The organism is Paenibacillus xylanexedens (assembly GCF_007680605.1).
Classification (GTDB): domain Bacteria; phylum Bacillota; class Bacilli; order Paenibacillales; family Paenibacillaceae; genus Paenibacillus; species Paenibacillus xylanexedens_B.
On record NZ_VEIO01000001.1, the window covers coordinates 2,150,722 to 2,175,923 of the forward strand.

A 25,202-nucleotide genomic window follows, 5' to 3' on the forward strand; every position below is an offset into this window, starting at 1 on the left:
CAATTTGCCCCCTAGGATCGATTCACTACTGAGCTTGCCATTTTTTGCTCTTCCACTTTGCACAAATAATGATAGATTGGCTCCAGTTGTTTGAAGCCTGTTAACAATTCATCTGCAATAACAGAAGAAAACAATCGCTGTATATCCGTGCTGTTATGTACCAGATACAGGTTTTTACGATCAATCCACTCCTTCAGCTCACTAGGCAAATCGGGATGGAGCGAGCGCTTATACTTGTCCCCTTCAATTTCATACCTGCCTTCATCGCTCATTGGCTGAATCGTTTTGTAGAATACATCCAAATTAGCAAGCACCTTGGCTCGGAATATATCCATAGACTCCCTGTTCGCGCTGTAGTACCCCATACCGTATCGGAATGAAAGAGGCGAGATTTCAAAAAAGAAGGAAGGTGCCTCCAGCCAATCTGCTTTGGGACGTTTGAATGTAAACCACATGGTTGAACGATATAACGATTTATCTTTTGAAAAACGGGTATCCCTGTACAATCTCGAAATCGTTTTGTTCACTGAAGGAGTGACTTCGAACAAGGGATCAATCAAGAGCAAGTCAGGGGCGAGCCCGCTGACCAGTTGCTTGAATGGATCAAGTAGCAATTTCTCATATCGGGGTTTGTTTTCCTCATACCACGTCTTGCTGTCGTTTTCTCGAACCTGTTCCAAAAATTGAAGCGCCTCTTCTGTAAAACCTTGAAATTCCGGTCTGTTCATTGACTCACTCCTTGTCGTATCATTCGACTTAACCCAGCAGATCTATGTTCGAATTGCCATGCAGGATGTAATTCGCTCTATCATTTCCTCAGCACGTTCCAAACCGATCTGAGCAAGAATGCCGTATACAAACCTCTCCAGACCGAAGGCAATACAGCCCGTGTGCACGTTGCGTCCATCAACTGCTTCGATGCTGAAGGATTCGGCAAAATGAGTTCCATGATAGTTGAAAGAACCTACTGACAATTCCTTTTTGTTGTAAGGTAAATATAGATTTAACTCGTATTTAAGTTTTAACTTTTGTTGCAGCATTGCTTTTGGACTATATTCATTTGTAAAAAAAGGATCATTCCCCGTTTTGATATTGGTCTCAACCTGAATCGATTGAATCAATTGCTGAACCAGTTCGATCCATTCCTCCCTCACCTGCAGAACCTGCTCATGTGAACCAATGATGACAATCTCTCTCATTGAAAAATCCAGCAGACGTTCCACCCGGTTCATATTCACGGATTCATAACGCTTGCACTTGCCAACGGAGGTTACAATAATCGGCTCTTTCAGATCGATGATTCGTCCCTCATATTGTTTGAATACATGAGGACATACTGCGAGTTTGTTTACGAGCCGCGGTTCAGCAATGTATTCACTGTGATAACAGTCGCATCCATCAGCGGCTTCTCGAGAGAACGTTTGAATCAAATCGATATCCTCTCTTAAATGGGATGCAAACATGAGATGATTGGGGAACTGCGATACATAGTCATACTGATTCAGCGTATCGATGCCGATCAGATCTGGATAGATGTACTCGGCGGCCTGGTATCGATTAGACCAATGTACGATGAGGTGATCTAATGCCTGATACATTTTTAGAAACTGCTTTCCAAACCCGACAAGTCCCTGCTCGTACGGCACGACCCATTGTTGATCTACCAAGGCTTCGTACACATCATACGTCGGATAAGCTAGCGGATTTTGTTGTTTGAAGCGTATCTCTTGGGGTACATCTCTGTATCCGCCCTTCATTTCTTCCATCATTCTCTTAACAATGGCCTCTGTCTCATCTGCCCTGGCAGAGGGCACCTTAAAAGAAAGAGTCGAGCCGTCATCTTCAATATCCCTGATCTCACTGGATACATAGGCAACCTTGTAACGCAATGTTTTGATAAAGTCCTCATCCTGAACGGGAATTAGCAATTGTACTGTTCGCATCGCTATACGCCTCCATTTCTTCTGGCATAGCTGTGATAGACCAAAGCCCTCGCTACCATTGAGAACCTTTTATTTAGAATGATTCTGTTCCAAATCGAGCAAATATTTAGCTTGTATTTTGCCTGTTTCCGACTTCGGAATTTGCTTCACGATTCGAACATGACGGGGTACCTCCAGAGGCAATAACGCTGACTGACAATGTTTTCGCAATTCCTCTACCGTTACTCTGCTGTCAGGCCGCAATTCCACAAATGCATTTACACTTTCATAAAAACCTGCATTAGGTTTACCCAGCACAACCGCCTGCAGTACATCAGCATGCTGTAACAAAGCCTCTTCCACGACGGCTGGACTAACCTTAATGCCTCCCACATTAATGACTGGCCTGATTCTTCCTGTAAGTTCAACCGAACCGTTTTGTCGAAGAACCCCCTTGTCTCCAAGCAAGTACGGGCTAGAACCTCCAGACACAGAAGCATTAGTCCAATATCCTCGCATAATTCCTTTGCTATGCAGAAGCATCCCGGCTTCCGTTAATTGAATAGCTCGGCCCGGCAACAGCCAGCCTGCGCAGCTCTCTGTTTCGTGGACAGGCATGTCCCGATATATACAAATGGTGCCGGTTTCGGTACTACCATAGTTGTTAGTTAGCAACATCCCAAGATGTTGGTTAACCTTCTCTCTCAGGTTACGAGTGAGCGGTCCGCCAGCTGAAAACGCAATCTCCGGATATGGAAGATCTGCCCCGGGAGCACTTGCAATGAATTCATATTGAAAAGGCAGACCATATACTACGACAGGCTTCAAAGCGGCCCATTGTTTCCGACAATTGGATGGATAAAAATCACGAGCCGCAAACACCGCTGAACCACGAACTAGAGGCCAGATCAAGCCTCCACAAAATCCATACGAATGATGGAATGGAGCCATGTTGTAAAATATACCTCCCGTCGAAACGGAAGAAGCTTCTTCCAGCGCGTTCACTTCATCTTCAATTGAACTCCAGCTTCGAATCACGAGTTTGCTTCGTCCAGTCGTGCCCGAAGTAAACTGGCCAATCCAGTCCCCTTCGGGACTATAGGTTTCAATCACTGTTTCAGGCGGACGGATGAAGACGTGGAAACCATATACTTGATAGGCATTCCACTCCACAGTCCGTTCATCCAAGTGAATGGGATGGTCCGAGATCAGCACAGAGCAAGGACTCTCATCAAGGGCTGCTTTGAGTTCAGATATTGGCCATTTACTGCTAAAAAAGACAGGGGGCCTGGAGACACGAATTGCGCTAAACATGGCAACTGTGAAGCATATCCCGCCAGAGCAAGATATGCCTACAGCACCCTTCGGAGCTTCGCGAAGCAATGAATACAGCGGCTCTGTTCTGCGTTTCATTTCCGTCCCACTGATCCAGTTCCCCAATTCTTCTGAGAGAAGTTGCTGTTCAGTCTCCAATCGTTCAAGAAGCTTATGGAGAATCCACTGCATACACAGCACCCTTCCCTTCGTTCTCATCAGGTTGTGTATTCAGCGTAGCCCAGTCAGGCAAGGCATTTACTTCTTCGATCAGTCCCGTCGGCAGTTGATCACCGATCCCTCGAATGGTTTGCTCGAACTGCTCCTTGCTACTGAAACCGCACAGTGCACTTGCCACATTGTCCTGTGCAAGCAACCACCCTATCGCAACAGATATATAGTCAAGGCCAGCACTGTCGCAAACGTCGAAATATCGCTCAAGGGCTGTCATTTTCGTAGGGTCATCGGTAATTTTCTTCATCCACTTATTGCGATAAGAAATCATGCCACGGGAGTGTTTCTGCGCCTGTCCTCGATATTTTCCGCTCAATAAGCCTTGAGCAAGAGGAGAGTAAGCAACCAGTCCAATGCCTGTTTCGCGGCAAATATCCAATACCTCTGTTTCAGGACGCTGGAGAACGTTATACTGAACCTGATTGGCGACAATCTGGACACGCGCTTCTTGAGCAAGCCGAGCAAATTGCCGAATTGCTTCCGCAGGCCACATACTGATCCCAACATACAGAATTTTGCCCTGATTCTTCAGCGTGGCCAGAGCATCCATCGTTTCTTCCAGAGGTGTGTCCGGATCATAACGATGACAATAGTAGATGTCCACATAATCTGTTTTGAGCCTCGACAGACTTTTACTGCAACTCTCCATCACATGTTTGCGTGAAAGCCCGGCATCATTCGGCCATTTTCCGACCCGAGCATGGACTTTCGTGGAGAGGACATATGAGGAACGACTAATACCTGATAGCGTGTCGCCGAGAAGCGTTTCTGACCACCCTGGTAATGCACCGTACATATCAGCCGTATCAAAATGGCATAATCCGCGTTCAATCGCTGCCTGAATAATAGGCCTGTGATCTTCACTTTTGGAGAAATTGAGCCAGGTACCTATGCCAAGGGTGGACATTTTCAATCCCGAAGCACCTACATTTCGGAAGGGTAGCAATTGCTCCATTTGCTTCCTGTATATCAATTTCCTTTCCATAACAGATGCCCCTCAATATATAGAAATTCTAGCGGTGACGCGTAAAAAGAACGGATTGCTTCCTCTGGACGACACACAACAGGCTCCCCGGCAATGTTAAACGAAGTGTTAATTACGGCCGGGAACCCTTGCTCTCTTTTTAATACAGACAATAAATAGGCATATGGATCTGCTGAATTGTCTGCAACCGTCTGCACACGGGTCGTTCCATCCACATGAGTAACAGCCGCCAGATTCTGCCGATCGCCTGTTACAGGTAACGTAAACAGCATATATGGCATATTGAGTCTTTCGCCGAATACATTGTCCGAGTACTCTTCCAGCATGCTAGGTCCGTATGGTCTCCAAGCCTCTCTCTTCTTCACATTAAGATTGAGGGAGTCTTTGTTGTCCAGAATAGACGGATTACCGAGGATGCTTCGATGACCAAGAGCACGTGGACCCAGCTCAGCCCCCCCGGAGAACCATGCGCCTAGCTTACCCTGTGCAATCCATCTGGCTGTTTGTTCGATGCTGTTGCCTGATATGTATTTCAACCCGAGTTGATCAAGGAGTCCACGAACAGCTTGAGGACTGAAACTCGGTCCAAGACCAATATCCTTCATCGGGCGCAGGGATCTGCCTGTCTCCCTGAACCATACCTCTGCAGCAGCACCTATAGACGCGCCCGTATCATTTGCAGGTCCAGGGACAAAGATGTCTTCAAAAATCCCCTCTGTCCACATTTTCCCATTGGAAGTACAGTTAAGCGCAACCCCTCCAGCAATACAGAGCTTGTCCTCTCCGGTCCATTTCTTCATCAAACGCCCCAAATGCAAGATCACGTTATCCAGTGTTAACTGTACACTCGCTGCCATTTCGATGATGCGTTCATCAAACTCCGTTGTCTCAATGGCCCGACAAGAAGACAGATCATACTGATGCGACCTGCGATTAGGAGGACCAAAATCCGCAATGAAACGCTGTACCCACCATTGTGTGATATGCTCTTGCGTAGGTAACTCGGGCACATCCATCTCATAACCTTCTTCGGTCAATCGAATATACGGCAACACACTCCCCTTTCCATAAGGCGCCAACCCCATTAACTTGCCAGCCTCCAACTTGGAAAAGCCCGCATATTGAACGGCTCCTTCATAAAACAATCCAAGTGACAACAGATTAGACATCGTTGCCAGACATGTAATGGTTCCATCCGCTTGCCCATGAAAGAGAGAGGTTCCGGTTTGTTCCCCCGTCCCGTCCAAAACCATAATGGCTGCAGATTCAAACCCGGAAAAGCGGAAGGCTGAAGCCGCATGAGACAGATGATGATCTACATCAACAATACGCTCTGGCCCTAGCTTTGAACCGAACAAGTCTGAGGGGAAAAGCGAGCGTGGGCTAACATCATGACCTAACAACGTATGATCCGTAATCCTCTTTCTTTCCCATGGGTAAGCCACAACATCCACATCTGACAGTGACAGTCCCCTGCTCTCAAGACACCATTTGGCAGCATGAACCGGGAACTTCCCCCAAGCCCGCTTGCTTCGAATTAATCGCTCTTCCTCTACCGCGCATACCAATTCTCCGTCTTCAATCAGACAAGCAGAACTGTCATGATAGGGCGCAGACACTCCCAAAATTCTCAAAACAGATCACCACCATGTGTTAAGTTAGATTGCTTCATGACTCACAATCACTTCGGAAAGCCGATGGAGAGGCGAAGGGTCTTGATTGAATAAGCCACAACTTGCCATTCTTGTCTTCTGCCCATTCCACTTCCTGATCATTGCCAAACATTTGTCTGACAGCCTGTGCCATGCTAGCAAGGCTCTCTAACAACTCTGGATAAAATACAGGACCTAGACGTTCTTCTGTTGTCAACGGCCGTCGCTTCACACCATTCCCCTCTTCATCAGGTACACAGACTTCGGTTTGCGTGCCAGGCCGCATCTGTGTGCAAGTGCCATCCGTTATGGAAGCGGTGATAAATTCGGGATTTACCAGACCGGATACAATATCCGTTGCCAGTCCCCATGCTCCTTCAGCCATAAATAGCTCCGGTTGCGGACGTCCCGTGATCATCACCCCGGCGCGGCAGGGACTTATCAACTGCTGAATAATAATATTCATTTTCATTTCGGCAACACCGATCTGTTTAGCATATTTACGTGCCAAATCTGAATGTAGTGCCTGTAAGCAGACCTCCACAGCATCACAAAGGGCATCGATTCCCTTCACTCCGAGAATGCTCTCAAAGATGCCAGCCGCACTGGCATGAAGATTGTCCTCGGCCGACGAGCTAGACCTCACTGCCAATGTGACTTCTTCGGATGGAAAACAGGTTTCCATTATTCGCACCAACTCTTGCCTGAGTTGTGAACGATGCTTCAAAATCCACTCATGAGGAATCACGATAAACGGCGGGACTTCTAAACCGCCTGCTGACGCAACGCCGAGGCGCCAGGCTTTTCCGCCAATATGCTGCATGACTTCCTTCGAAGCCATTTCCATTGTAAAAATCCGAGCCAATGCCTGATGCCCCCTTTTCCCAAAGACACGCCTTCAAGATGAATCCAGGTCATGTTCAGTGAAAAACTTCTATACACCTAGCTGGATGAGCAGAGCAACTTCCCTTGAAGTGAGACTTCTGGAGCGTCCCTCATTCGGCTTGCCACTTCGAATCTGTTCGTAGACTTGCTGTGGAGGCAACGTAGGTAAGCCCCGATAAGCACGAAGGGGGGATTTGCGAAACCAGAAAATCTGCGCATACTTTTCTGCTTTCTGTTGCCAGTCCCACTGATCTACCATGCCGCTAACCTGCCTTGTACGGCGGATTATATCATCCACCATCTGTTCCAGAACTACCGGATCATGGACTGACACACCATCTACTGATACATGCCAGGACAACATCGACTGGTTCAGTCTGCCAGAATGATAAATATGATCGTAACAGTCCACTTTGACATCAGCTGACTTGTCATATTCACAACAAGTAGTTATTTTACCCGTTGTCATAAGAAGTTCTTTAGGCCATACCTCTTGTGGATGTAAATTATGAAACTCCCGTATCACCAACATCGTATTTTGTTCAGTCATATAAGGTCCATGGACTGATTTGGCAGCATCATGTCCACGGAATAATACAGCTTCCGTGTACATAAACAGAGCAGCCTGCAATTTGTGGATAAGACTTGAATGTCCTGTGTTCCGCTGTTCTGCTTCAGGCAACGATGGGCGTTTTAGAACATTAGAGCCCTCTCTGTTAAAGACATCACCGGACTTTAATGTTTCTGCTGCACGAAGCATTTTTACAATGAAAGCTCGTTGTTCCTCAAGCGGCATACGCTTCCGGCGCAATCCAAAAAGAACGACATCTATCAAACGAAACAATCTGCCAGGATAACCAAAAATATTGGCCAGCCGTTCGGGCCCTTCTTGATCATCCCAGATTACATTCAAATCCTCTATGAATTCCTCGGCAAACACATCTGCGAACAAATGCATAATGGACGAGATCCGTAAAGGCCAGTCATCATAATCATTGTAACCCCAGGCCACTTTGAGCGATTCGCGATAACCTGACAGAAGGGAATCGTTATCCAATCACGACCACCTCACCCTGATCGGCATTTACTTCAATGTAACTTCCGTCAACAATCGCAGAAGTGGCTTCACTTACCTGAGTCAGGCAAGGAATTCCAATTTCACCTGCCACAATACATATATGTGCCATAACTGCACCGCTTTCACAAATCAATGCCCCTGCATCTAGCAGCATTAACGAGTACTTGGGGTTGCTGTGTGGAATTACAAGAATATCGCCCTTTTCGAATTCGCGTTCATTACCAGGACCCGCAACATAAGCTTTCCCTTTATATACACCTGGATTAATCACAATCCCCTGCAATGTTGTTGTCTTCATCCCCATTACCTCGCATTGACTTTATTCAAAATATAGTTACAGAGCCGATCATACTTATCAAACAGGTCTGGGCTTAGATCATCATCAAAAACGGCTACACCAAATCGCTGCTCGATGGCAACAACCAGTTCAATTAACTGAACAGAATCCAGCCCGATGTCCCGTAGCAAAGAGGTATCATCGTGCAATTCTTCCTGAATCTGAGTGGAAGCAAGTCCATTCGATAGAACTTCTCCCAATTCTTTTTTGACATCCATGAGTAACATAACAATCAACCCTTTCGGCTAATATGGGCAAGCATGTCTTCCTGAAGATGCTCAGGGTAAAAAAATCTGGCTACATCATCAGCAAAATCATAATATTCGGGATCAATATAAAGCTGCTTTTCATCTAGATGAATTAGTCCTTGACTGGTTAACTCCTCGATTTTGGCTGGCAATACACTTGTTATATCCAGTCCAAAATTTTCAATAAAATGCTCCCGACTCAACGTCAGATTTTTCAAACTCATGACAATGTACCGTGTAATCTGATCCTGCTTACTCAATTTATAGGATCTGGAGATCGGCAGTTCCCCTTTGGAAATTTTCTCAACATACTCATTCATATCTGCCGTATTTTGAAACATGGAATCTAGAAAATAGGAGTGCGAAGAGAGCCCTATACCGAGCATTTCAGCCCCATACTGAACATTTTGACGATGTTTATGGATATATTTCGGACTGGTAACAAAACTGGAATTATTCCACATAAAGTAACCTTCGGCTTCAAGAAATTTTCGAGCCCATCTGAAATTGGCAGCCTCTGCATCATCACTGACTAACATATCCGGATTCTGTCTCAGTTTGCGAAACAGTTTGGTATTAAAAAAAACCTCCATCTTATAAATCGAGATGTTTTCCGGTCTAATCTCGGACAGCAAACGGACCGTGCTTTTCCATGATTCCTCGGATTCGTGCAACATGCCCGACATAATATCACAGTTCACCCAGTCAAATCCTGCCTGACGCACCCGCTCATAAGTTCCGTAAAACATATTACTCAGATGGTTTCGCCCATTTTCTTTCAGTACAACATCATCCAGGCTCTGCACTCCGATGCTGACCCGATGAACACCGAGTCTTTTGAGCGTATCCAGCTTCTCTTGCGTAGCCTCACCCCCGGGTCTTACCTCGACATTAAATTCAAAATCAGGCGTTTTAGGAAATACCTGCTCAAGCGCCTCCATAATCTGAATGAAATGTTCCGAGGAGAGCATTGTGGGTGTACCCCCACCGAAATACAAGGTTTGCATGGAGCAGGATTGGATTTCCGGTTTGTCCCGTAACAAAGCAATTTCTTGCAATAAAACGTTCACATAGGCCGTAACTTCATCTCCACCTTTGGACTCTTCAATACGGTAATAGCAGAAGTTACAGCGCTTTGGACAAAACGGTAAATGAACGTAGACGTTAATAGGCCGTCTTTCCCAGATCGTACTCACATTTTTAGCCGACAGCACACTGTACGGCGGATACGTTGTTACAAACGTTTCACGCTTGAGCGTAAGCTCCATACTTTCCCCACTCCCTGAAATTAACTTTTCGAACCATTTAGATTTAAAACCGCAAAAAAATTGTATAATTCATGTTGTTATAAGAACTATCAATCTAAACACAACCATGTTTTCACATGAAATTGATAGCACTTTTCAGTGACGATAAAAAACGCAACGTACAACAAAACGCCAGAAGAATGCAACGTTCACTTCTCTTCGGCTGGGTGTGTTCACTCGGAAGTATAAAGAGGAGTACCAACAAATTGTTATGTGAACCATAAGCATAAATTTCGTATGTATTCCCTGAGAGAATATTACAATATATTCTATTTAATTACAATAGTTTACTTTTATTTTTTTATCTGACTTATGTCAAGTACTCCCTGAAAACATTGAGGAAACAAAAACACTCCACAGATCGGTTTTTTAGACCGGCTTTGGAGTGTTTCTGTGTAATGCCACAAGCTTTACTCTTGTATTTGCTCGTCCATTACAGTTGATAAATCTCAGCATACTTGGCTTCCAAATAGTCCGCCAAATAATCCGGATTCAGTTCTTCCCCTGTTACGGCAACAATTAATTCAGAAGGAGTGCGGCTCTTGCCATAACGATAAATCTTGTCTGTAAGCCACTCTTTAATTGGAACCAGGTTACCTTCGGCAATCAGACGATCAAGCTCCGGCATCTCCTGACGTAACGTATGCATAATCTGTGCAGCATACATATTGCCCAAAGAATACGATGCGAAATAACCAAAATCTCCACCGGACCAGTGTACATCCTGAAGCACACCCTCACCATCGTTCGTCGGCAGAATTCCGAGGTATTCCTTGTATTTGGTGTTCCACGTTTCTGGCAGATCCTTCACTTCCAGCCCTTCATTAAACAGCATTTTCTCTATCTCATAACGAATAATGATATGCAGATTGTAAGTCAACTCGTCCGCTTCAATTCGGATCAGCGAACTCTCCACCCGATTGATTGCACGATAGAAGTCTTCCAGCTTCACTTCGCTTAGCTGCGGGAAATGCTGCTGTAAATCTTTATAATAACGCGTCCAGAAAGGAAGACTGCGTCCAATCATATTTTCCCAAAGACGGGACTGAGACTCGTGGATCCCCATCGATGTGCCTTCAGCAAGAAGCGTACCGGCGAGACCCTCATCAATATTTTGCTCATACAGGGCATGTCCGCCTTCGTGCAGAGAACTAAAGATCGCACTGGTTACATCATGCTGTAAATAGTTAGTCGTTATTCGAACGTCACCGGGATTCAAACCTGTAGCAAATGGATGTACACTTTCGTCAAGACGGCCTGCTTCAAAGTCATATCCCATCTGTTCCAGAATAAACAGACTGAACTTCTCCTGCTGTTTGGTGTCAAAAATTTGATTCAGAAAATCAGTATTAGGCTTATTCTCCGCCGCATTGATTTTCTCTTGTAGTGGAACGAGACGCGCTTTGAGGCGGGCGAATACAGCATCTACCTTTTCCACAGTCAATCCGGGTTCGTACATGTCCAGTAGTGTATCATACCTTGTATCCTGGACACCCCAATAGTCGATAAACTCCTGCTTGAGCTTCACGATGTCGGTGAGATATGGCGAGAATCCGGCATAGTCACTGTTATGTTTGGCATCCTCCCAAGCCGTCTCCGATTTGGCAGTAAGTACAGTATACGCCTGAACTTTCTCAGGTGGAACCGACTGACTGCGATCATACTCCTTCTTGCACTCCTCCACTTGGCGGCGGTCGGTGTCTTCGAGTTGCTCCAGCACATCCGGCTCAGTCAACGTATCTAGATATGCTTTCATCTCAGCGGAGGTTTGCAGTTTGAATGCCTCAGTAGAGAGCAAGCCCAGCGTCTCCGAGCGAGTTGGAACGCCTTTTTTCGGTGCTCCTGTGCGTAAATCCCAGTGAAGCAAACCAATGGCTTCGTGATAACTTTTTATTTTACGGGCCAGAATAAGGAAAGATTTCAAATGTTGCTGTGTTTGTTTGTCCATTGTTACCGCTCACCCCTTCAAAAAAATTTGTACACCCTATTGATGATACTTTTTGCATTGCGTATAATCAACTTTTGACAGAAGTATATTGCATTATGCTTCTAAAAAAAGGATACCGTGGTCTGATGACTGCGATATTCTAACTAAATCAAAGGCGTGTAGGACAAGCTGCATCTCATGCAAATGGCCGTGCTCGTCGTATTGGATAACAGGAGGCAATGGACATGAACAACATTCAAGAGATTTTGGCTTACAACAAATCATTTGTCGAGACTAAAGAATACGAGAAGTATACGGCTAGCAAGTTTCCAACCAAAAAGATGGTAATCATCACTTGTATGGATACCCGTCTTGTAGAGATGTTGCCGAAAGCGATGAACCTGAAAAATGGCGATGTAAAAATCATCAAAAATGCAGGTGCGATTATCTCCCAACCTTTTGGTAGTGTTATGCGTTCTGTATTGGTTGCTATCTATGAATTGGGCGCTGACGAAGTGCTGGTAGTAGGTCATACAGAATGTGGTATGGCTTCCCTGCATGCCGAAACGATGATTGGTCACATGACAGAACGTGGAATTTCCGAAGAGGTCATGTCTACGCTTGAAAATTCCGGCATTCGTCTGCAAAAGTGGTTGCGCGGGTTTGATAGTGTTGAAGAAGGGGTAAAAGGAACTGTGGACGTAATTAAAAAGCATCCATTACTTCCTCCCAATGTACCTGTTCACGGCATGGTGATTGACTCTGCTACAGGCGAGCTGGATCTTGTCGCTGACGGGTATGGACAACAGGCATCTCTCTAAATGGTTTGGAGTGCGGACCTTCTTGGTTCGTACTTTTTTTTGTCTAAATTAAGGCAGTTATCCTGTCAGGTTGTCAAACCATACAGTTTCAGTGTACACTTTTATGAAAGCGGTCAACGAAACAAGAAAGGGTTGTTTCGTTGGCCCAGCCCTAATATTAAGGAGACATGTGCATGAACATTCTTTCCTACGGATTGCTCGGGCTGCTTACCCGCGAGGAGTCTTCCGGTTATGATCTAATGCTGAAGATTCAGCCGCATTGGCAGGCCAAACACAGCCAGATCTACCCACTCCTGTCCAAGATGGAAAACGAAGAGTTACTCGCCTCCCGCTGGGTACAACAGTCTGACAAACCGGACAAAAAAATGTATGCAGTTACGGAAAAAGGCATTCAGAAGTTACTGGAGTGGATGGTTACCCCGGTTACGGCGCCCGTTACGCGCGATGAATTTAATCTTCGCATTCTTTGTGTAGGTATTGCCGAAGATGGAAGCATGAGACGTATCCTGAATGAGCGGAAAAGCTGGTTCATGGAGCGTATACGGTATTTCGAAGAATTGAAATCACGGATACCGCAGGATAATCTTCGGGTAGGCAACCGGGATTTTGGAAGTTACATTTTAGTGCAAAAAGGGTTAATGCATGCCCAGACGGGGTTGGAATGGTGTCATTGGGTCACCCAGCTTCTCGATGGTCAAGCGGCTATTCAAGACCCGAGCCCAAGTATTTCAGAAATTTAAATTAATTTTGAAACGTTCCAGCAGGTTGACCCGTATTACTAGAGTAAGGCCCATTTTGGGAGTTAAACAAATTTAATCAGGGGGTTACGATCTATACAATGAAGAAAAAATTCGGAATTAAACATCTAATGATGGTTTTCATGGCATTCACACTACTGTTCGCAACGGTTGGTGTTACGAATCCGGACAGTGCTGATGCAAGACGAGGCGGCGGTGGATTCAAATCCGGTACGAAGAGTTATACGAACACCCCTAAGAAATCAGACAATAACGTAAGTCAGTCCAATTCCCGTAACAATTCCAATACTGGCGCAGCGGCAAATAACCGTGGTGGATTCTTTGGCGGTGGCGGCGGCTTCATGAAAGGTATGATGCTGGGTGGTCTGGCAGGTATGTTGTTCGGCGGACTGTTTGGCGGTATGGGAGCACTGGGTAACATTCTTGGATTGCTCGTGAACGTAGCTGCAATTATGTTGATTGTTATGCTCGCTATGGCATTGTTCAGAGCCATTACAAATCGTCGCAAACCTGCTGCGGATGGTCGTTATGACCGCCGTGACGATCGTGATGATGATCGTAACAGAAACGGACGGTACTAAGCTCTATGGTTCTAAGTATGGACGAGATTGTGAATGCAATCTGCATTCACATGGCAGAACGTAAAGGCGTACGTCCTACGGACGTAAATGTGGAGCTAAGCTGGGAAGAAGATACCGGTTATTCCGCAGAAGTCTGGATTCAGGGTCGCAGTCAGTTCCTGGTGGAATCCAACATGATCGAAGCGATTCTTCGCTACTTGCACAGCGAGTACAATATTCGTGCGTATCGCGAAGATGTTACTCTCGATCTGGATGAAGAGATCACTGCGATTGTCAATCAACATTAAAATACGGCTAGCTACTAGCTTGTTATACAAAAGACCGTCTCCCCTCTGTCATCTGACAGCATGGGAGACGGTCTTTTTGGTTGCTTGATCTGAAAATAACTATGATTGAAGCTTAACCAGGCTGTAGTTCTTTTTACCTTTACGGATGATGATAAATTTGCCGCCAATCGCGTGCTCTGCAGATACCGTAAATTCAAGCTCCGTAATTTTTTCGCCGTTCATAGAGATGGCGCCCTTGGTCACATCCTCACGAGCTTGACGTTTCGATGGCTCCAAACCAAGATCCACAAGCCAGTCTACAATATTTTTAGCTTCACCGTCTGTTTCGTATGTTGGCATTTCCTTGAAGCCCTGCTCGATCTCATCTGCTGTCAGGGAACGAATATCTCCGCTGAACAAAGCTGCTGTAATACGTTTTGCCTGTTCCAGCATCTCTTCGCCGTGAACGAACTTGGTCATTTCCTCTGCCAAGGCTTTCTGCGCTTCACGTTTATGCGGCTCTGTCTCCACTTTCTCAGCCAAGGCTTCGATTTCTTCTTTGCTCAGGAATGTGAAGTATTTCAAGTATTTAATCACATCTCGGTCATCTGTATTCGCCCAGAACTGGTAGAATTCAAACGGCGTCGTTTTATTCGGATCAAGCCAGATCGCACCGCCAGCTGTTTTACCAAACTTCGTACCGTCCGACTTCAGCATCAGTGGGATGGTCAAGCCGTAAGCTTTGGATTCTGAGCCTTCTTTTTTACGAATCAGATCCAGACCGCTCGTAATGTTACCCCATTGGTCAGATCCACCAATCTGTAGTTGTACATCCTCCGTTTGGAACAAGTGAAGGTAATCAAGAGATTGCAGAATCTGGTAGGAGAATTCCGTGAATGAAATTCCGCCTTCAAGACGGCTTGCTACGACATCTTTTGCCAGCATGGTGTTCAGGTTAAAGTTTTTCCCGTAGTCACGCAGGAACTCGATGACGTTAATCTTATGTGTCCAGTCGTAGTTGTTAACCATGCGAACCTGATTGTCGCCTTCGGTAACAAACAACTTTTTCATCTGTGCCGTTAACGCGTCTACATTCTCTTGCACTTGCTCCAGCGTCTGCAAAGAACGTTCGGACTGACGACCACTCGGGTCACCAATCGTACCCGTTGCGCCGCCAATGAGGATCACCGGACGGTGACCGGCCAGCTGGAAACGTTTCAGCATCATAAACGGAATCAAGTGTCCGATATGCATACTGTCACCTGTCGGGTCTACACCGCAGTACAGGGAGATCGCTTTGCTCTCCGTCAGTTCACGTAGCCCTTCCGCATCCGTTTGTTGATTAATGGCGTCCCGCCACTGTAGTTCGTCAATAATGTTCATTGTTATAACCCCTTTTCTATCATCAAAATTCAGTCATGACTTACGTTATATAAGTTGAACTAAAGATTTTACACCGTCCACTTCGATGACAGAATAACCTGGAGAGTAGCGGTTATCCCCAGATTTTTTTGGATTCCCTTTGCCAAGGGGAAAAATCCGGTGATAAAGGCGAAGCGTATGCTTCCGATGCTAGCTTTCTTTCAGAAAGCTTTTAGCTTCGTTTTTTCAGGTTTTTTCTGTCCTCTCCGTTAAAGTGTTAATAAATAGTCAACTTATATAGTGCAGACACACCCTAACATTGCCAACGGTATTTTTGGACACAAAAAAATCGCCGCCTTGTCTTCACAGACACAGGGACGATTAGAATAACCGTGGTACCACCCAAATTGCATGGACAACCTCTCCGAACATTCATATGTTCAAAAAATAGCGATCCATACCACTTTCAGCAAGTTATCGTTTGCCCATCCGCTTGGCATTACCCAAGTACTCCAGAGTGTAATTCGCAGCCCTTGTATGTATCAGGTTCCATCACCCCCTGACTTTCTGTAACAGGGACAAAGCCGCTACTGCGCTCTATCAACGTAATTCATGTATTTAATTATAGCCAGTATAGCGAAACGTTCCGCACATTGCAAGCGCTAGTATTCCGATAATGAACAGGTCCATATCAAAGATATCGTACTGATCCGGGAAAATAATGCATGCTGGAAGGCAATTTATCCTGCCAAAATAAATTATAACGTGATTTGAAGCTGATCATGGTAATAAGCGTAAGCCTTCGTTGCAACCTGATCTTCGTTATTCCAGAGCTGCTGATCCAATTCATCAAGAAGTTCTTCTTGCTCCGTCTCCAGATATTTCGGGATGTCCCATAACCCCGTTAGTCTAGAATCGTTTTCCAAATGCTCAAAACAAGCATACTGCTGCTTCACATTACTCAAAACCTGGTTCGCGCCGATCGTTTCAAGTGCCTTGCAAGCGATCTTATACGCCTCTTCTCCCCAGTTGCAGAAGAATTGCATAAAACCACCGTTATAAACATCTGCCTCAAACAGCCACAACGCTGCAATCTCTTGTTCCGTCTGGGAAAGCGCAGTCCATCCTTGCACAGACTGATTCTTTTTCTCCACAAAAGTCAATGCGTAATCATACCACACATCCTGAATATCCCGTTCGCTCATATCGAAGATTTCCCCTTCCTGGGATGAACCGTTTCCAGTTCCCTTCGTTTACCCTCTAGATGCCAGGTTAAGTATGGATCACCGATCGCTTGAAAAGCTGCCCGTACATTATCTTCGATCTCTTGCCACACTTCAGTTGTATAATCGAGATGAGTGTTAACATTATCGACACCATACTTCTTAAGCAGGCTCACATGTGCGGCTGTAAAAATCATATCTTCCAGCAACCAGTAGAGGACCTCCTCCACGTGCTTCAGCTTTTTAATCAGGGACGGTACACCGCGTTCATAGATTGTAACAATATAATCTCCACCGCCTATTTCGACATAGGGTGCACCTTCCCATTTGAACGACTCATCCAATCGGTTCACATAACTTTCCATCTGTTCCATCGGGTAAGAAGTGCGTGATAACAACTCAAGGAGTTGCTGGGCTAGCTCCTCCATGCTCAACAGATTGGACACAAGATTCACCTTCCTTCTCTAACATTTAAGGTGTGAGATCAACCTCATATAATCGATTATAATGGCTCCCAATGAAAAAGCTGCCTCTTGGCAGCCCTCACCTTTTCCTCTCAGGTTCACAGAGATGTTAAGTCCCGCAGAACGTCTTATACGAAGGGTCACAGGACACTGGAATCGCACCAAATGCTTCCTGTTCCGGCGTATAAGCATAAGGACGCTGGAGAATATCCAGCAAAGGCTGGATCAAGCTGTAGTCTCCGTCCTGCTCGGCTCGTTGCAACACCTCCTCTACCTTCTCGTTCCTCGGAATCACAACGGGATTGTTTCGTTTCATCTGCTCCAACACTTCATCGCTGGATTCCGGTTGTCTACCTAATCTGTCTTGCCAGCGTGAATGCCACTCCTTGAAATCAGACTCGTCACTAAGTGTGAGGGTTTCCAGTCTGTTCAGTGTCAGAGCCACAAACGTATTCGTGTAGTCCGCAGCATGCTTTTCCATCAGTTCAAGCAGATCCTTAATCAAGGTCTCATCTTCCGCTTCTTCCTTAAAAAGACCGAGCTTGGCACGCATCCCCGATAACCAGTGGTGGTGATACAATTCAGAGAACTGTGCAATGGCATCCTGAGCGATTTGTACAGCCTGCTCTTCATCTTCATGTAGCAACGGCAGTAATGTCTCAGCAAAACGAGCCAAATTCCAGCCCGCAATGTAGGGTTGATTGCCATAAGCATATCGGCCTTGCCTGTCAATTGAGCTGAACACCGTCGCCGGGTTATACGTATCCATAAAAGCACAGGGACCATAATCAATCGTTTCCCCGCTAATTGCCATATTGTCCGTATTCATGACCCCGTGAATAAAACCTACGTGTTGCCATTTTGCGACAAGCTGCGCCTGAAGTTTGATCACTTCCTGCAGGAACCTTAGATAACGCTGTTCGTTACCCTCTACTTGCCGGAAATGACGACGTATAGTGTAGTCTGCGAGTGCACGTAAATCCTCTACTGAACCAAATTGGGCTGCATACTGAAAAGTTGCAACTCGAATATGACTGGCCGCGACTCGAGTGAGAATAGCCCCCGGGCGCTCTGTTTCACGATAAATGTTCTCTCCTGTGGAGACAACAGCCAAGCTTCGTGTCGTAGGAATTCCCAGACCAACCATTGCCTCACTGATAATATACTCCCGAAGCATCGGACCAACGGCAGCGCGCCCGTCCCCTCCGCGGGAATACGGCGTCCGTCCTGAACCTTTTAACTGAATATCAACTCGGTCCCCTTGCGGAGTAATCTGTTCACCCAGAAGTAAAGCACGTCCATCCCCAAGCATATTAAAGTTACCAAATTGATGACCTGCATACGCTTGTGCAAGGGGCTCGGCTCCGTCCGGTATGTTATTCCCCGCAAAGATAGCTGTGCCTTCGGGGCTGTGCAACACATCTGCGTCCAACCCCAGACTGACCGCCAGTGTTTGATTAAAAATGATCCAATCTGGAGACTGGACAGGCATAGCTTGTTGTCTTGTATAGAATGTTTGAGGCAGTTCTGCATAACTGTGTTCCAGATTCCAGCCTGCGTTTAAATCGCTTTTTTCCATGGGTCGCACTCCTTCTCCTAACTAAGGAAATTTTCCTTTTATCTTCATGTAGCATTTGTGAACCCATGCTCATTTATGTCGTCGCATGAAAATTTCAAAGTAATAACAGTTCTTGTCTGACGTGATCATCCGGCATGAAACCAAGTGCTTATTGGTATTTTACTTCGCAGGGATCGGATAATCTGTTACAATCACGTTCTCAATCCAGCCATCCAGAGAGGCTACGAATGCCCGATGTGCAGGGTGCGGACCGTATGCTCGCAAGGCTTCCTGATCTTCAAATGTCACTCTTAATCCAAGGGTGAATCCTTGAATGCGATCGGTTTCCTCCGTTACATTCACGCCAGCCGTCAGATCAACAATCCCGGGAATTTGATCCTGTAACGCAAGTAACTGAGCTACAAACTCCTGTTGCTTCGCAGGTGTGATTTTATCGTTAAATTTAAAAATAACCAAGTGTTCAAACATATCAGCCCATCTCCTTATCCATTGAAGGAAAACCATTTATTGAATTGGCGGAAAATCTTTCATCTCTACCCTTCTTATTTTAAATTAAACATAACCTGAACTCAAATAGATGTTCTCGATTCACCGCTCCGGTATAATAGCAATATTGTTCAAGAATTCAGCCTCAGGTGCACGTTATAATCACCTAAACATACCAGAAGGAAGGTGCATCATGAGTCGAGAAATGCGAACCGTCGTTTATGATCCAGATTTGCAACTGGAAGCTTATCAGTTTGAAGGCATCATGCAGAAATTTCCCAATCATTTTCATGACTATTATGTGATTGGATTTATTGAAGAAGGGAAACGGCATCTGATCTGCAACAACGAGGAATACCTATTAAACAGCGGTGACATCATTATTTTCAACCCCCAAGATCCTCATGCCTGTGAGCAGGTAGATGGAAGAAAATTGGATTACCGTTGTATCAATATTCAGCCAGAAGTTATGCTGGAGTACGTGCGTGAAATTACTGGACAGACTTATCTGCCGAGATTTACCACCCATGTTCTATACCAAAGTGAACTGGTCTCCTCGCTCCATGAGCTGCATCAGCTCATACTTGAGGAGCAGCCTGACTTCTGCAAAGAAGAGATGCTTTTCTTACTACTTGATCAACTCCTGAAAGATTACACGGATACAGAGACGGCTGAAGCTGAACAAAATATAACGTTGGAGATTCGGCAACTGTGTGATTATATGGAAGTCCATTACTCGGAAAACATCAGCTTGAATGAATTATCCGAGCTCTCGGGCATAAGCAAATACCATTTACTGCGACAGTTCGCTCGTCAAAAAGGCATACCTCCCTACCGCTATCTTGAAACGATACGGATCAATCAAGCCAAACGCCTTTTGGAACAGGGACTACTGCCTATAGATGTTGCTGCTCAGTCGGGCTTTAGTGATCAAAGCCATTTCACCAATTTTTTCAAAAAACTGATTGGTCTAACGCCCAAACAATATCGCCGTATTTTTAATCACGGTGCCGAGAGTACACGATTGCAGGAAAACAAGCGATGACTTTAATGCGTAATCACAACCATGTTGCCGGACACCTGCTTGCCTTATTTACCATTCTCATCTGGGGAACCACCTTTATTTCAACAAAAGTGTTGCTGAAAGACTTTACCCCTGTTGAAATCTTACTGTTCCGTTTTCTGATCGGTTATCTCGTCCTGTGGATGATCTATCCACGTACTCAGAAAGTTGTTTCTTGGCGGGAAGAAGCATTATTTATGGGTGCAGGTTTATGTGGAGTGACCTTGTATTTTCTCATTGAAAATATGGCTTTGGTATATACGACAGCGTCCAACGCTAGCATCATTGTATCCGTCGCTCCTTTCTTCACTGCTGTACTTGCCCACTTTTTTCTGGACGGAGAAACGTTAACTCGCCGCTTTCTAATCGGATTTGGCATCGCGATGTGTGGTATTATTCTTGTTACACTAAACGGAAGCTATATGTTACAGCTTAATCCCTTAGGTGACTTGCTTGCCTTTATCGCTCCTGCTGTGTGGGCAGTGTACTCGGTTATGATGCGTAAAATAGGGTTACGAAACTACAATGTTATAGGCGCAACGCGTAAAGTGTTTTTCTATGGTCTGCTATTCATGTTACCAGCGTTCGGTTTAGTTGAATTTGACCTGAATGTCGCAAGATTCACACAACTCACCAATTTATTGAATTTTCTCTTTCTCGGTGTAGGCGCCTCAGCCCTGTGTTTTGTGACATGGAATCAAGCCGTTAAGCTACTGGGAGCGATTCCAACAAGTGTATACATCTATCTCGTACCTGTGATTACCGTTGGTTCATCTGCATTCTTTCTTCATGAACGCATCACCTGGGTGAGCATACTAGGCGCATCCCTTACGTTGTATGGATCTTACATTTCGGAGAGCACGGCGAGAAGGAAAAAACACAACCTATTTTCGGCAAAATTACGCCGCGACATATAAATCACTTCTCGTTAGAAGTTACGTAAAAACGTGCACAATGTAAAAACACGATCCCTGGCAAACGGGGTCGTGTCTTCTGTGTCTTTTTCTATGAAAATTAGCTTATACCACAGAGATTGGGCAAGCCCATCACTACTCATCCCCTGCTTCATCTTGATCTAGATCTAATTGAGACATGAGCAAATCCAACTCCTGTTTCTCCAAATGTCTCCATTCCCCTCTTTTCAGTCGTTCATCCAAACTAATATTCATAATGCGAATGCGCTCCAACTTTAAAACCCTGTACCCCAGCGCTTTGCACATTCGGCGGATTTGCAGATTAAGCCCTTGTGTCAAAATAATTCGAAAGACGTTCTCGTCTTGTCTATACACCTCACATGGTTTGGTAACCACATTCAGAATTTCCACGCCTTGTGACATCGATTGTAGAAATGCATCAGTGACCGGCTTGTCCACGGTGACGACATACTCTTTCTCATGATGATGCTCCGAACGCATCATTTTGTTCACGATATCTCCGTTATTCGTGAGCAAAATCAACCCCTCTGACGCTTTATCCAGCCGGCCGACTGCAAAAATGCGTGAAGGATAATTCACAAACTGAATGATATTGCCCTCAACCTGTTCAGCTGCCGTACAGGTGATGCCAACAGGTTTGTTCAGAACGATATACACGTCCTCCGGATTCCGCTCCGGAATCTCCTCCCCATCCATCAGCACAATGTCTCCTGGTGCAACCGTATCTCCTTTTACACACACCCTGCCGTTGATTGTAATTCTTCCGGCTGCAATACGCCGAGTCGTTTCCCTGCGGGAGAAATGTCCCGTCTCACTTATGTATTTGTTGATTAACATATTTCACCGCTTCTCATTATTTAATCTGTATTTCCCTAAGTCTTTCATTATTTTGATCAATCATTCCGTTTACCTTATTAAGCGCTGAACCTCATCTTCTCATGAAATGAAAAGTGACGCAACTGAGTCATCTTCGACATAAATCTTGTAGTCGGACAGGATGAACCAAAAAAAGAATGGCCTCGCCAAACTTTAACATAATTTTACAATAAAAAGCTTGTACAATTTCAAAATTATGGTATAAGTTAAATATAAAATAAACATTTATTTCAATTTATAAAAATGTTATCCACTTCGAGGAGGTAGACATTTGAAAAGAATATTCGTTTTAAGCTGCGGATTCTATCTGTTGATTGGCATAACCAGCGTCGTACTTGGTGCGCTTCTACCCGTTTTGCTACCCCATTATGAGCGCGGTTACAGTGACGGGGGATTTCTACTATTTTTGCAGTTTCTCGGGTTTCTTGTCGGTGTACTTGTGTCCCCTTCCATGACGGCCAGAATTGGTCGACAATGGATGCTCACCCTCGCGTTGATCTGCATTATTGCAGCTTATATAGTGCTCGGATGGTTGCCTTCGTGGAACGTCCTGCTTCTGTTGACCATTATTGTCGGGTTTGGCTCAGGCATCATTGAACCTTCCGTCGGCGCCTTCACGATCGAATTTACAGAAAATCAGAAAGCGGTTGCCATGTCCAAACTGGATGTATTTTTTGCCCTCGGCGCACTGCTCATCCCCGCGGCAGCTGCCCTGTTCATCTGGCTGGATCAGTGGCACCTGACGTTCTTCACGGTTGCTACATGCGCGCTCATGCTCATGATCCCGTGGGTCACCATGCCTCGGCCTGCTGCACAATACCTCGAACAGGCTGGAGAAAATACGACACAACAGGGGAAAAACGGGACAAACAAAGCCAGTTATTCCAAAAAACATCTGGGGTTGCTCTCCCTCTTCGTTGTCTTTTTCTTTGTTTATATGGGACTGGAGCTCGGATTGATGAATTTCCTGCCCTCCATTCTGGTAGAACGTTTGGAACTGAAAGAATCTATCGCCTCCCTAAGTGTATCCATTCTGTGGATTGCCATGATTGTCGGACGCCTTTTCTCTGGCAAAATCGCTGAAGCCGTCAATTATATGCCCTTCTTGATCTGGAGCACGATAGGTACATTGCTGTTTACGGTATCTATGATATTCGTGTCCGGTCAATGGGTAACATATGGGCTAATCTTTGGCACAGGATTATTTATGTCGGGTTTATTCTGCATCGCACTCGTCTATGCGAATGTGCTAATTCCTGGCATGACGGAAAGGACAACGAGTATATTGATTGCCTCCGGCGGTATTGGCGGTGCCACGTTACAGTATCTCACGGGTTGGAGTATGAGCGCATGGCCGATCGTCGGCACCATCATGATTTTAGCGGGATTTTGTTTGCTTTTATTGCTGACGTTGATCCTCTCCCACCTGTGGAACACTCGAAATGAATCATTGAGCTCTGCATTCCCACAACAAACCAAAGAAATATAACTTGTAAAGCCTACTGACTTCAACACTTGAAAGGGGGGATGCCCAAACCGTCCGGTATGAATCATATTGTTCACCTAGCTAGTACACTAAACTATTGGAGGAATCCGAATGCAAACTTTAACCAATAACCGCTTTACAGTCGGAAAAGGGATTAAGTTGATTGACGATGCAGGTGTGGAATATCTAGATGGCGTCTCGGGCACGTTTAATCTGTCCTTGGGATATAATCATCCACATGTAGTCAATAAAATTCAGGAACAAGTCGGCAATCTTACGCATATGTCTTCCTCCTTCACGGAACCTTACGTCAATGAAGTATTGGAACACTTGATTGAGTATGCTCCGAACAATATCGATGCCGGATGGATGCGGGATATTACCGGGTCTACGGCCAATGAGTGTGCAACTAAAATTGCCCAGAAGTATACAGGATCAACGGACATTATCAGCTTGTACCTTTCTCACCATGGACAGACCCAATTCGCAACGGGCATCTCAGGTAATGCCTTTAGACGCAAGCGTTTTCCCAACTCTTCAGCTCCTAATGCGGTTCATGTACCCGCACCATATTGTTATCGTTGCCCGTTCAAAAGTGAAAGTAGCGAGTGCGGATATCAATGTGTTGAAGCGATATCTGATGCTATAGAGTATGCCAGCTCAGGCTCGGTCGCTTGTATGATCATTGAGCCCATTCTCGGAAATGGCGGCAACATCGTTCCACCGCTAGGATATTTCAAGCGCCTTCGCCAATTATGTGATGAGAACGACATGCTTCTCATTGCTGATGAAGTCCAAACGGGGGTCGGACGAACGGGTACGATGTTTGCGAGCGAATTATTTGATATCCAGCCCGATATGATCACACTTGCCAAAGGCCTTGGCGGTATCGGTGTGCCTGTAGCTGCAGTTCTGATGCAATCCCGATTAAATGTACTGGAAAAACACGAGCATTCTTTTACCTCAGGCAGTAATCTCATCTCGGTCACCGCTGCCAAGTCCACACTGGAAGTTGTCTCAGAACCGGGATTTCTGGATGCGGTCAAACGAAAGGGAATTTTGCTTGGCGGACTGCTACAGGAGCTCGCTCTGAAATATCCTAGCATCGGAGAAGCCCGCGGAGTGGGACTCATGTGGGGGCTCGAAATCGTAAGTGACCACAACGAGCCCGATACTCCTAAAACCAATGCAATCATCGACCGGGCCTTTGAAGATCAACATTTGATTCTGCGCAGTTCACGGTACGGCTTCGGCAACGTCGTTAAAGTACGCCCTTCTCTGACAACGACCGAGGACGAACTGGTCGAGATTGTGGATCGATTGGATTCTGTCCTCGCCAGCGTTCATTAATGATCGGAAGTTATTTTAGCATCGAAATGTAGTTTGAAAAAATGTAGTTCCTACAAAAAAAGG

25 protein-coding genes and 1 other annotated feature are annotated in these 25,202 nt (G+C 45.5%); of the genes, 8 read left to right on the forward strand and 17 right to left on the reverse strand.

The window, feature by feature from the left end:
* Positions 1-11: 11 nt before the first annotated feature.
* From FS818_RS09440 to FS818_RS09490, 11 genes are all read right to left on the reverse strand, one after another.
* Positions 12-728: a DUF2461 domain-containing protein gene (locus FS818_RS09440; RefSeq protein ID WP_145331584.1), complete on the reverse strand. Its 717-nt coding sequence runs from the start codon at positions 726-728 to the stop codon at positions 12-14.
* 42 nt (positions 729-770) lie between these two features.
* The gene (locus FS818_RS09445; RefSeq protein WP_145331585.1) at positions 771-1,943 is read right to left on the reverse strand and encodes an aminoacyl--tRNA ligase-related protein; all 1,173 of its coding nucleotides are present in this window, start codon (positions 1,941-1,943) and stop codon (positions 771-773) included.
* A gap of 69 nt (positions 1,944-2,012) precedes the next feature.
* Positions 2,013-3,428 (reverse strand): class I adenylate-forming enzyme family protein, encoded by a 1,416-nt coding sequence (locus FS818_RS09450; RefSeq protein ID WP_186375447.1) that lies wholly within the window; start codon positions 3,426-3,428, stop codon positions 2,013-2,015.
* The gene (locus FS818_RS09455) at positions 3,409-4,455 is read right to left on the reverse strand and encodes an aldo/keto reductase (RefSeq protein WP_145331587.1); all 1,047 of its coding nucleotides are present in this window, start codon (positions 4,453-4,455) and stop codon (positions 3,409-3,411) included. The genes FS818_RS09450 and FS818_RS09455 overlap by 20 nt, the downstream gene beginning before the upstream one ends.
* Entirely contained in the window at positions 4,440-6,089 is a 1,650-nt protein-coding gene (locus tag FS818_RS09460) for a carbamoyltransferase family protein (RefSeq protein ID WP_145331588.1), read from the reverse strand. The genes FS818_RS09455 and FS818_RS09460 overlap by 16 nt, the downstream gene beginning before the upstream one ends.
* A 34-nt stretch (positions 6,090-6,123) precedes the next feature.
* Entirely contained in the window at positions 6,124-6,972 is an 849-nt protein-coding gene (locus tag FS818_RS09465; protein ID WP_145331589.1) for a PEP/pyruvate-binding domain-containing protein, read from the reverse strand.
* Between the two features lie 69 nt (positions 6,973-7,041).
* Positions 7,042-8,049 (reverse strand): hypothetical protein, encoded by a 1,008-nt coding sequence (locus FS818_RS09470; protein ID WP_145331590.1) that lies wholly within the window; start codon positions 8,047-8,049, stop codon positions 7,042-7,044.
* Positions 8,042-8,368 (reverse strand): PEP-utilizing enzyme, encoded by a 327-nt coding sequence (locus FS818_RS09475; RefSeq protein ID WP_186331636.1) that lies wholly within the window; start codon positions 8,366-8,368, stop codon positions 8,042-8,044. Before FS818_RS09475 ends, FS818_RS09470 begins: the two co-directional genes overlap by 8 nt.
* Before the next feature lie 5 nt (positions 8,369-8,373).
* Positions 8,374-8,634 carry an acyl carrier protein gene (locus FS818_RS09480; RefSeq protein ID WP_145331592.1) on the reverse strand — a complete coding sequence of 87 codons (261 nt, stop codon included), beginning with the start codon at positions 8,632-8,634 and terminating at the stop codon, positions 8,374-8,376.
* 5 nt (positions 8,635-8,639) lie between these two features.
* On the reverse strand, positions 8,640-9,923 hold the full coding sequence (locus tag FS818_RS09485; protein WP_145331593.1) for a coproporphyrinogen-III oxidase family protein: 1,284 nt from the start codon (positions 9,921-9,923) through the stop codon (positions 8,640-8,642).
* Positions 9,924-10,395: 472 nt separating this feature from the next.
* Positions 10,396-11,910: a carboxypeptidase M32 gene (locus tag FS818_RS09490; RefSeq protein ID WP_145331594.1), complete on the reverse strand. Its 1,515-nt coding sequence runs from the start codon at positions 11,908-11,910 to the stop codon at positions 10,396-10,398.
* A 224-nt stretch (positions 11,911-12,134) separates the two neighbouring features.
* On the opposite strand from FS818_RS09490, the gene FS818_RS09495 reads away from it, so the two are divergent.
* The 4 genes from FS818_RS09495 to FS818_RS09510 all read left to right on the forward strand — a co-directional run bounded on the left by FS818_RS09495 (position 12,135) and on the right by FS818_RS09510 (position 14,336).
* On the forward strand, positions 12,135-12,710 hold the full coding sequence (locus FS818_RS09495; protein ID WP_090916851.1) for a beta-class carbonic anhydrase: 576 nt from the start codon (positions 12,135-12,137) through the stop codon (positions 12,708-12,710).
* Positions 12,711-12,883: 173 nt separating this feature from the next.
* Positions 12,884-13,450 carry a PadR family transcriptional regulator gene (locus FS818_RS09500; protein ID WP_145331595.1) on the forward strand — a complete coding sequence of 189 codons (567 nt, stop codon included), beginning with the start codon at positions 12,884-12,886 and terminating at the stop codon, positions 13,448-13,450.
* A gap of 98 nt (positions 13,451-13,548) precedes the next feature.
* Positions 13,549-14,049, forward strand: a complete 501-nt coding sequence (locus tag FS818_RS09505) for a hypothetical protein (RefSeq protein ID WP_090916855.1) — start codon at positions 13,549-13,551, stop codon at positions 14,047-14,049.
* A 5-nt stretch (positions 14,050-14,054) separates the two neighbouring features.
* On the forward strand, positions 14,055-14,336 hold the full coding sequence (locus FS818_RS09510) for a YxcD family protein (protein ID WP_090916857.1): 282 nt from the start codon (positions 14,055-14,057) through the stop codon (positions 14,334-14,336).
* 99 nt (positions 14,337-14,435) lie between these two features.
* On the opposite strand, the gene tyrS is transcribed toward FS818_RS09510, so the two are convergent.
* The 5 genes from tyrS to FS818_RS09535 form a co-directional block, all read right to left on the reverse strand.
* Complete coding sequence (gene tyrS / locus FS818_RS09515) at positions 14,436-15,698, reverse strand: tyrosine--tRNA ligase (RefSeq protein ID WP_145331596.1); 1,263 nt, start codon at positions 15,696-15,698, stop codon at positions 14,436-14,438.
* A gap of 349 nt (positions 15,699-16,047) precedes the next feature.
* Positions 16,048-16,290: a binding site (T-box leader), on the reverse strand.
* A 145-nt stretch (positions 16,291-16,435) separates the two neighbouring features.
* Positions 16,436-16,882, reverse strand: a complete 447-nt coding sequence (locus FS818_RS09520; protein ID WP_145331597.1) for a DMP19 family protein — start codon at positions 16,880-16,882, stop codon at positions 16,436-16,438.
* Positions 16,879-17,346, reverse strand: a complete 468-nt coding sequence (locus tag FS818_RS09525) for an Imm63 family immunity protein (RefSeq protein ID WP_145331598.1) — start codon at positions 17,344-17,346, stop codon at positions 16,879-16,881. Before FS818_RS09525 ends, FS818_RS09520 begins: the two co-directional genes overlap by 4 nt.
* A 127-nt stretch (positions 17,347-17,473) precedes the next feature.
* Entirely contained in the window at positions 17,474-18,943 is a 1,470-nt protein-coding gene (locus FS818_RS09530) for a protein adenylyltransferase SelO (protein ID WP_145331599.1), read from the reverse strand.
* Between the two features lie 159 nt (positions 18,944-19,102).
* On the reverse strand, positions 19,103-19,411 hold the full coding sequence (locus FS818_RS09535; RefSeq protein ID WP_145331600.1) for a Dabb family protein: 309 nt from the start codon (positions 19,409-19,411) through the stop codon (positions 19,103-19,105).
* A gap of 211 nt (positions 19,412-19,622) precedes the next feature.
* Between FS818_RS09535 and FS818_RS09540 the strand changes: the two genes are divergently transcribed.
* Both FS818_RS09540 and FS818_RS09545 read left to right on the forward strand, forming a co-directional pair.
* Positions 19,623-20,474 carry an AraC family ligand binding domain-containing protein gene (locus FS818_RS09540; RefSeq protein WP_145331601.1) on the forward strand — a complete coding sequence of 284 codons (852 nt, stop codon included), beginning with the start codon at positions 19,623-19,625 and terminating at the stop codon, positions 20,472-20,474.
* Between the two features lie 5 nt (positions 20,475-20,479).
* Positions 20,480-21,409 carry a DMT family transporter gene (locus FS818_RS09545; RefSeq protein WP_145332829.1) on the forward strand — a complete coding sequence of 310 codons (930 nt, stop codon included), beginning with the start codon at positions 20,480-20,482 and terminating at the stop codon, positions 21,407-21,409.
* A gap of 132 nt (positions 21,410-21,541) precedes the next feature.
* Here FS818_RS09545 and FS818_RS09550 read toward each other — a convergent pair whose 3' ends face one another.
* A complete protein-coding gene (locus FS818_RS09550) occupies positions 21,542-22,264 on the reverse strand; it encodes a pseudouridine synthase (RefSeq protein WP_145331602.1) in 723 nt (240 codons plus the stop codon).
* Positions 22,265-22,574: 310 nt separating this feature from the next.
* Between FS818_RS09550 and FS818_RS09555 the strand changes: the two genes are divergently transcribed.
* Entirely contained in the window at positions 22,575-23,792 is a 1,218-nt protein-coding gene (locus tag FS818_RS09555) for an MFS transporter (protein WP_145331603.1), read from the forward strand.
* Positions 23,793-23,900: 108 nt separating this feature from the next.
* Positions 23,901-25,139, forward strand: coding sequence for an aspartate aminotransferase family protein (locus FS818_RS09560; protein ID WP_145331604.1), 1,239 nt, complete (start codon positions 23,901-23,903; stop codon positions 25,137-25,139).
* Positions 25,140-25,202: the final 63 nt, after the last annotated feature.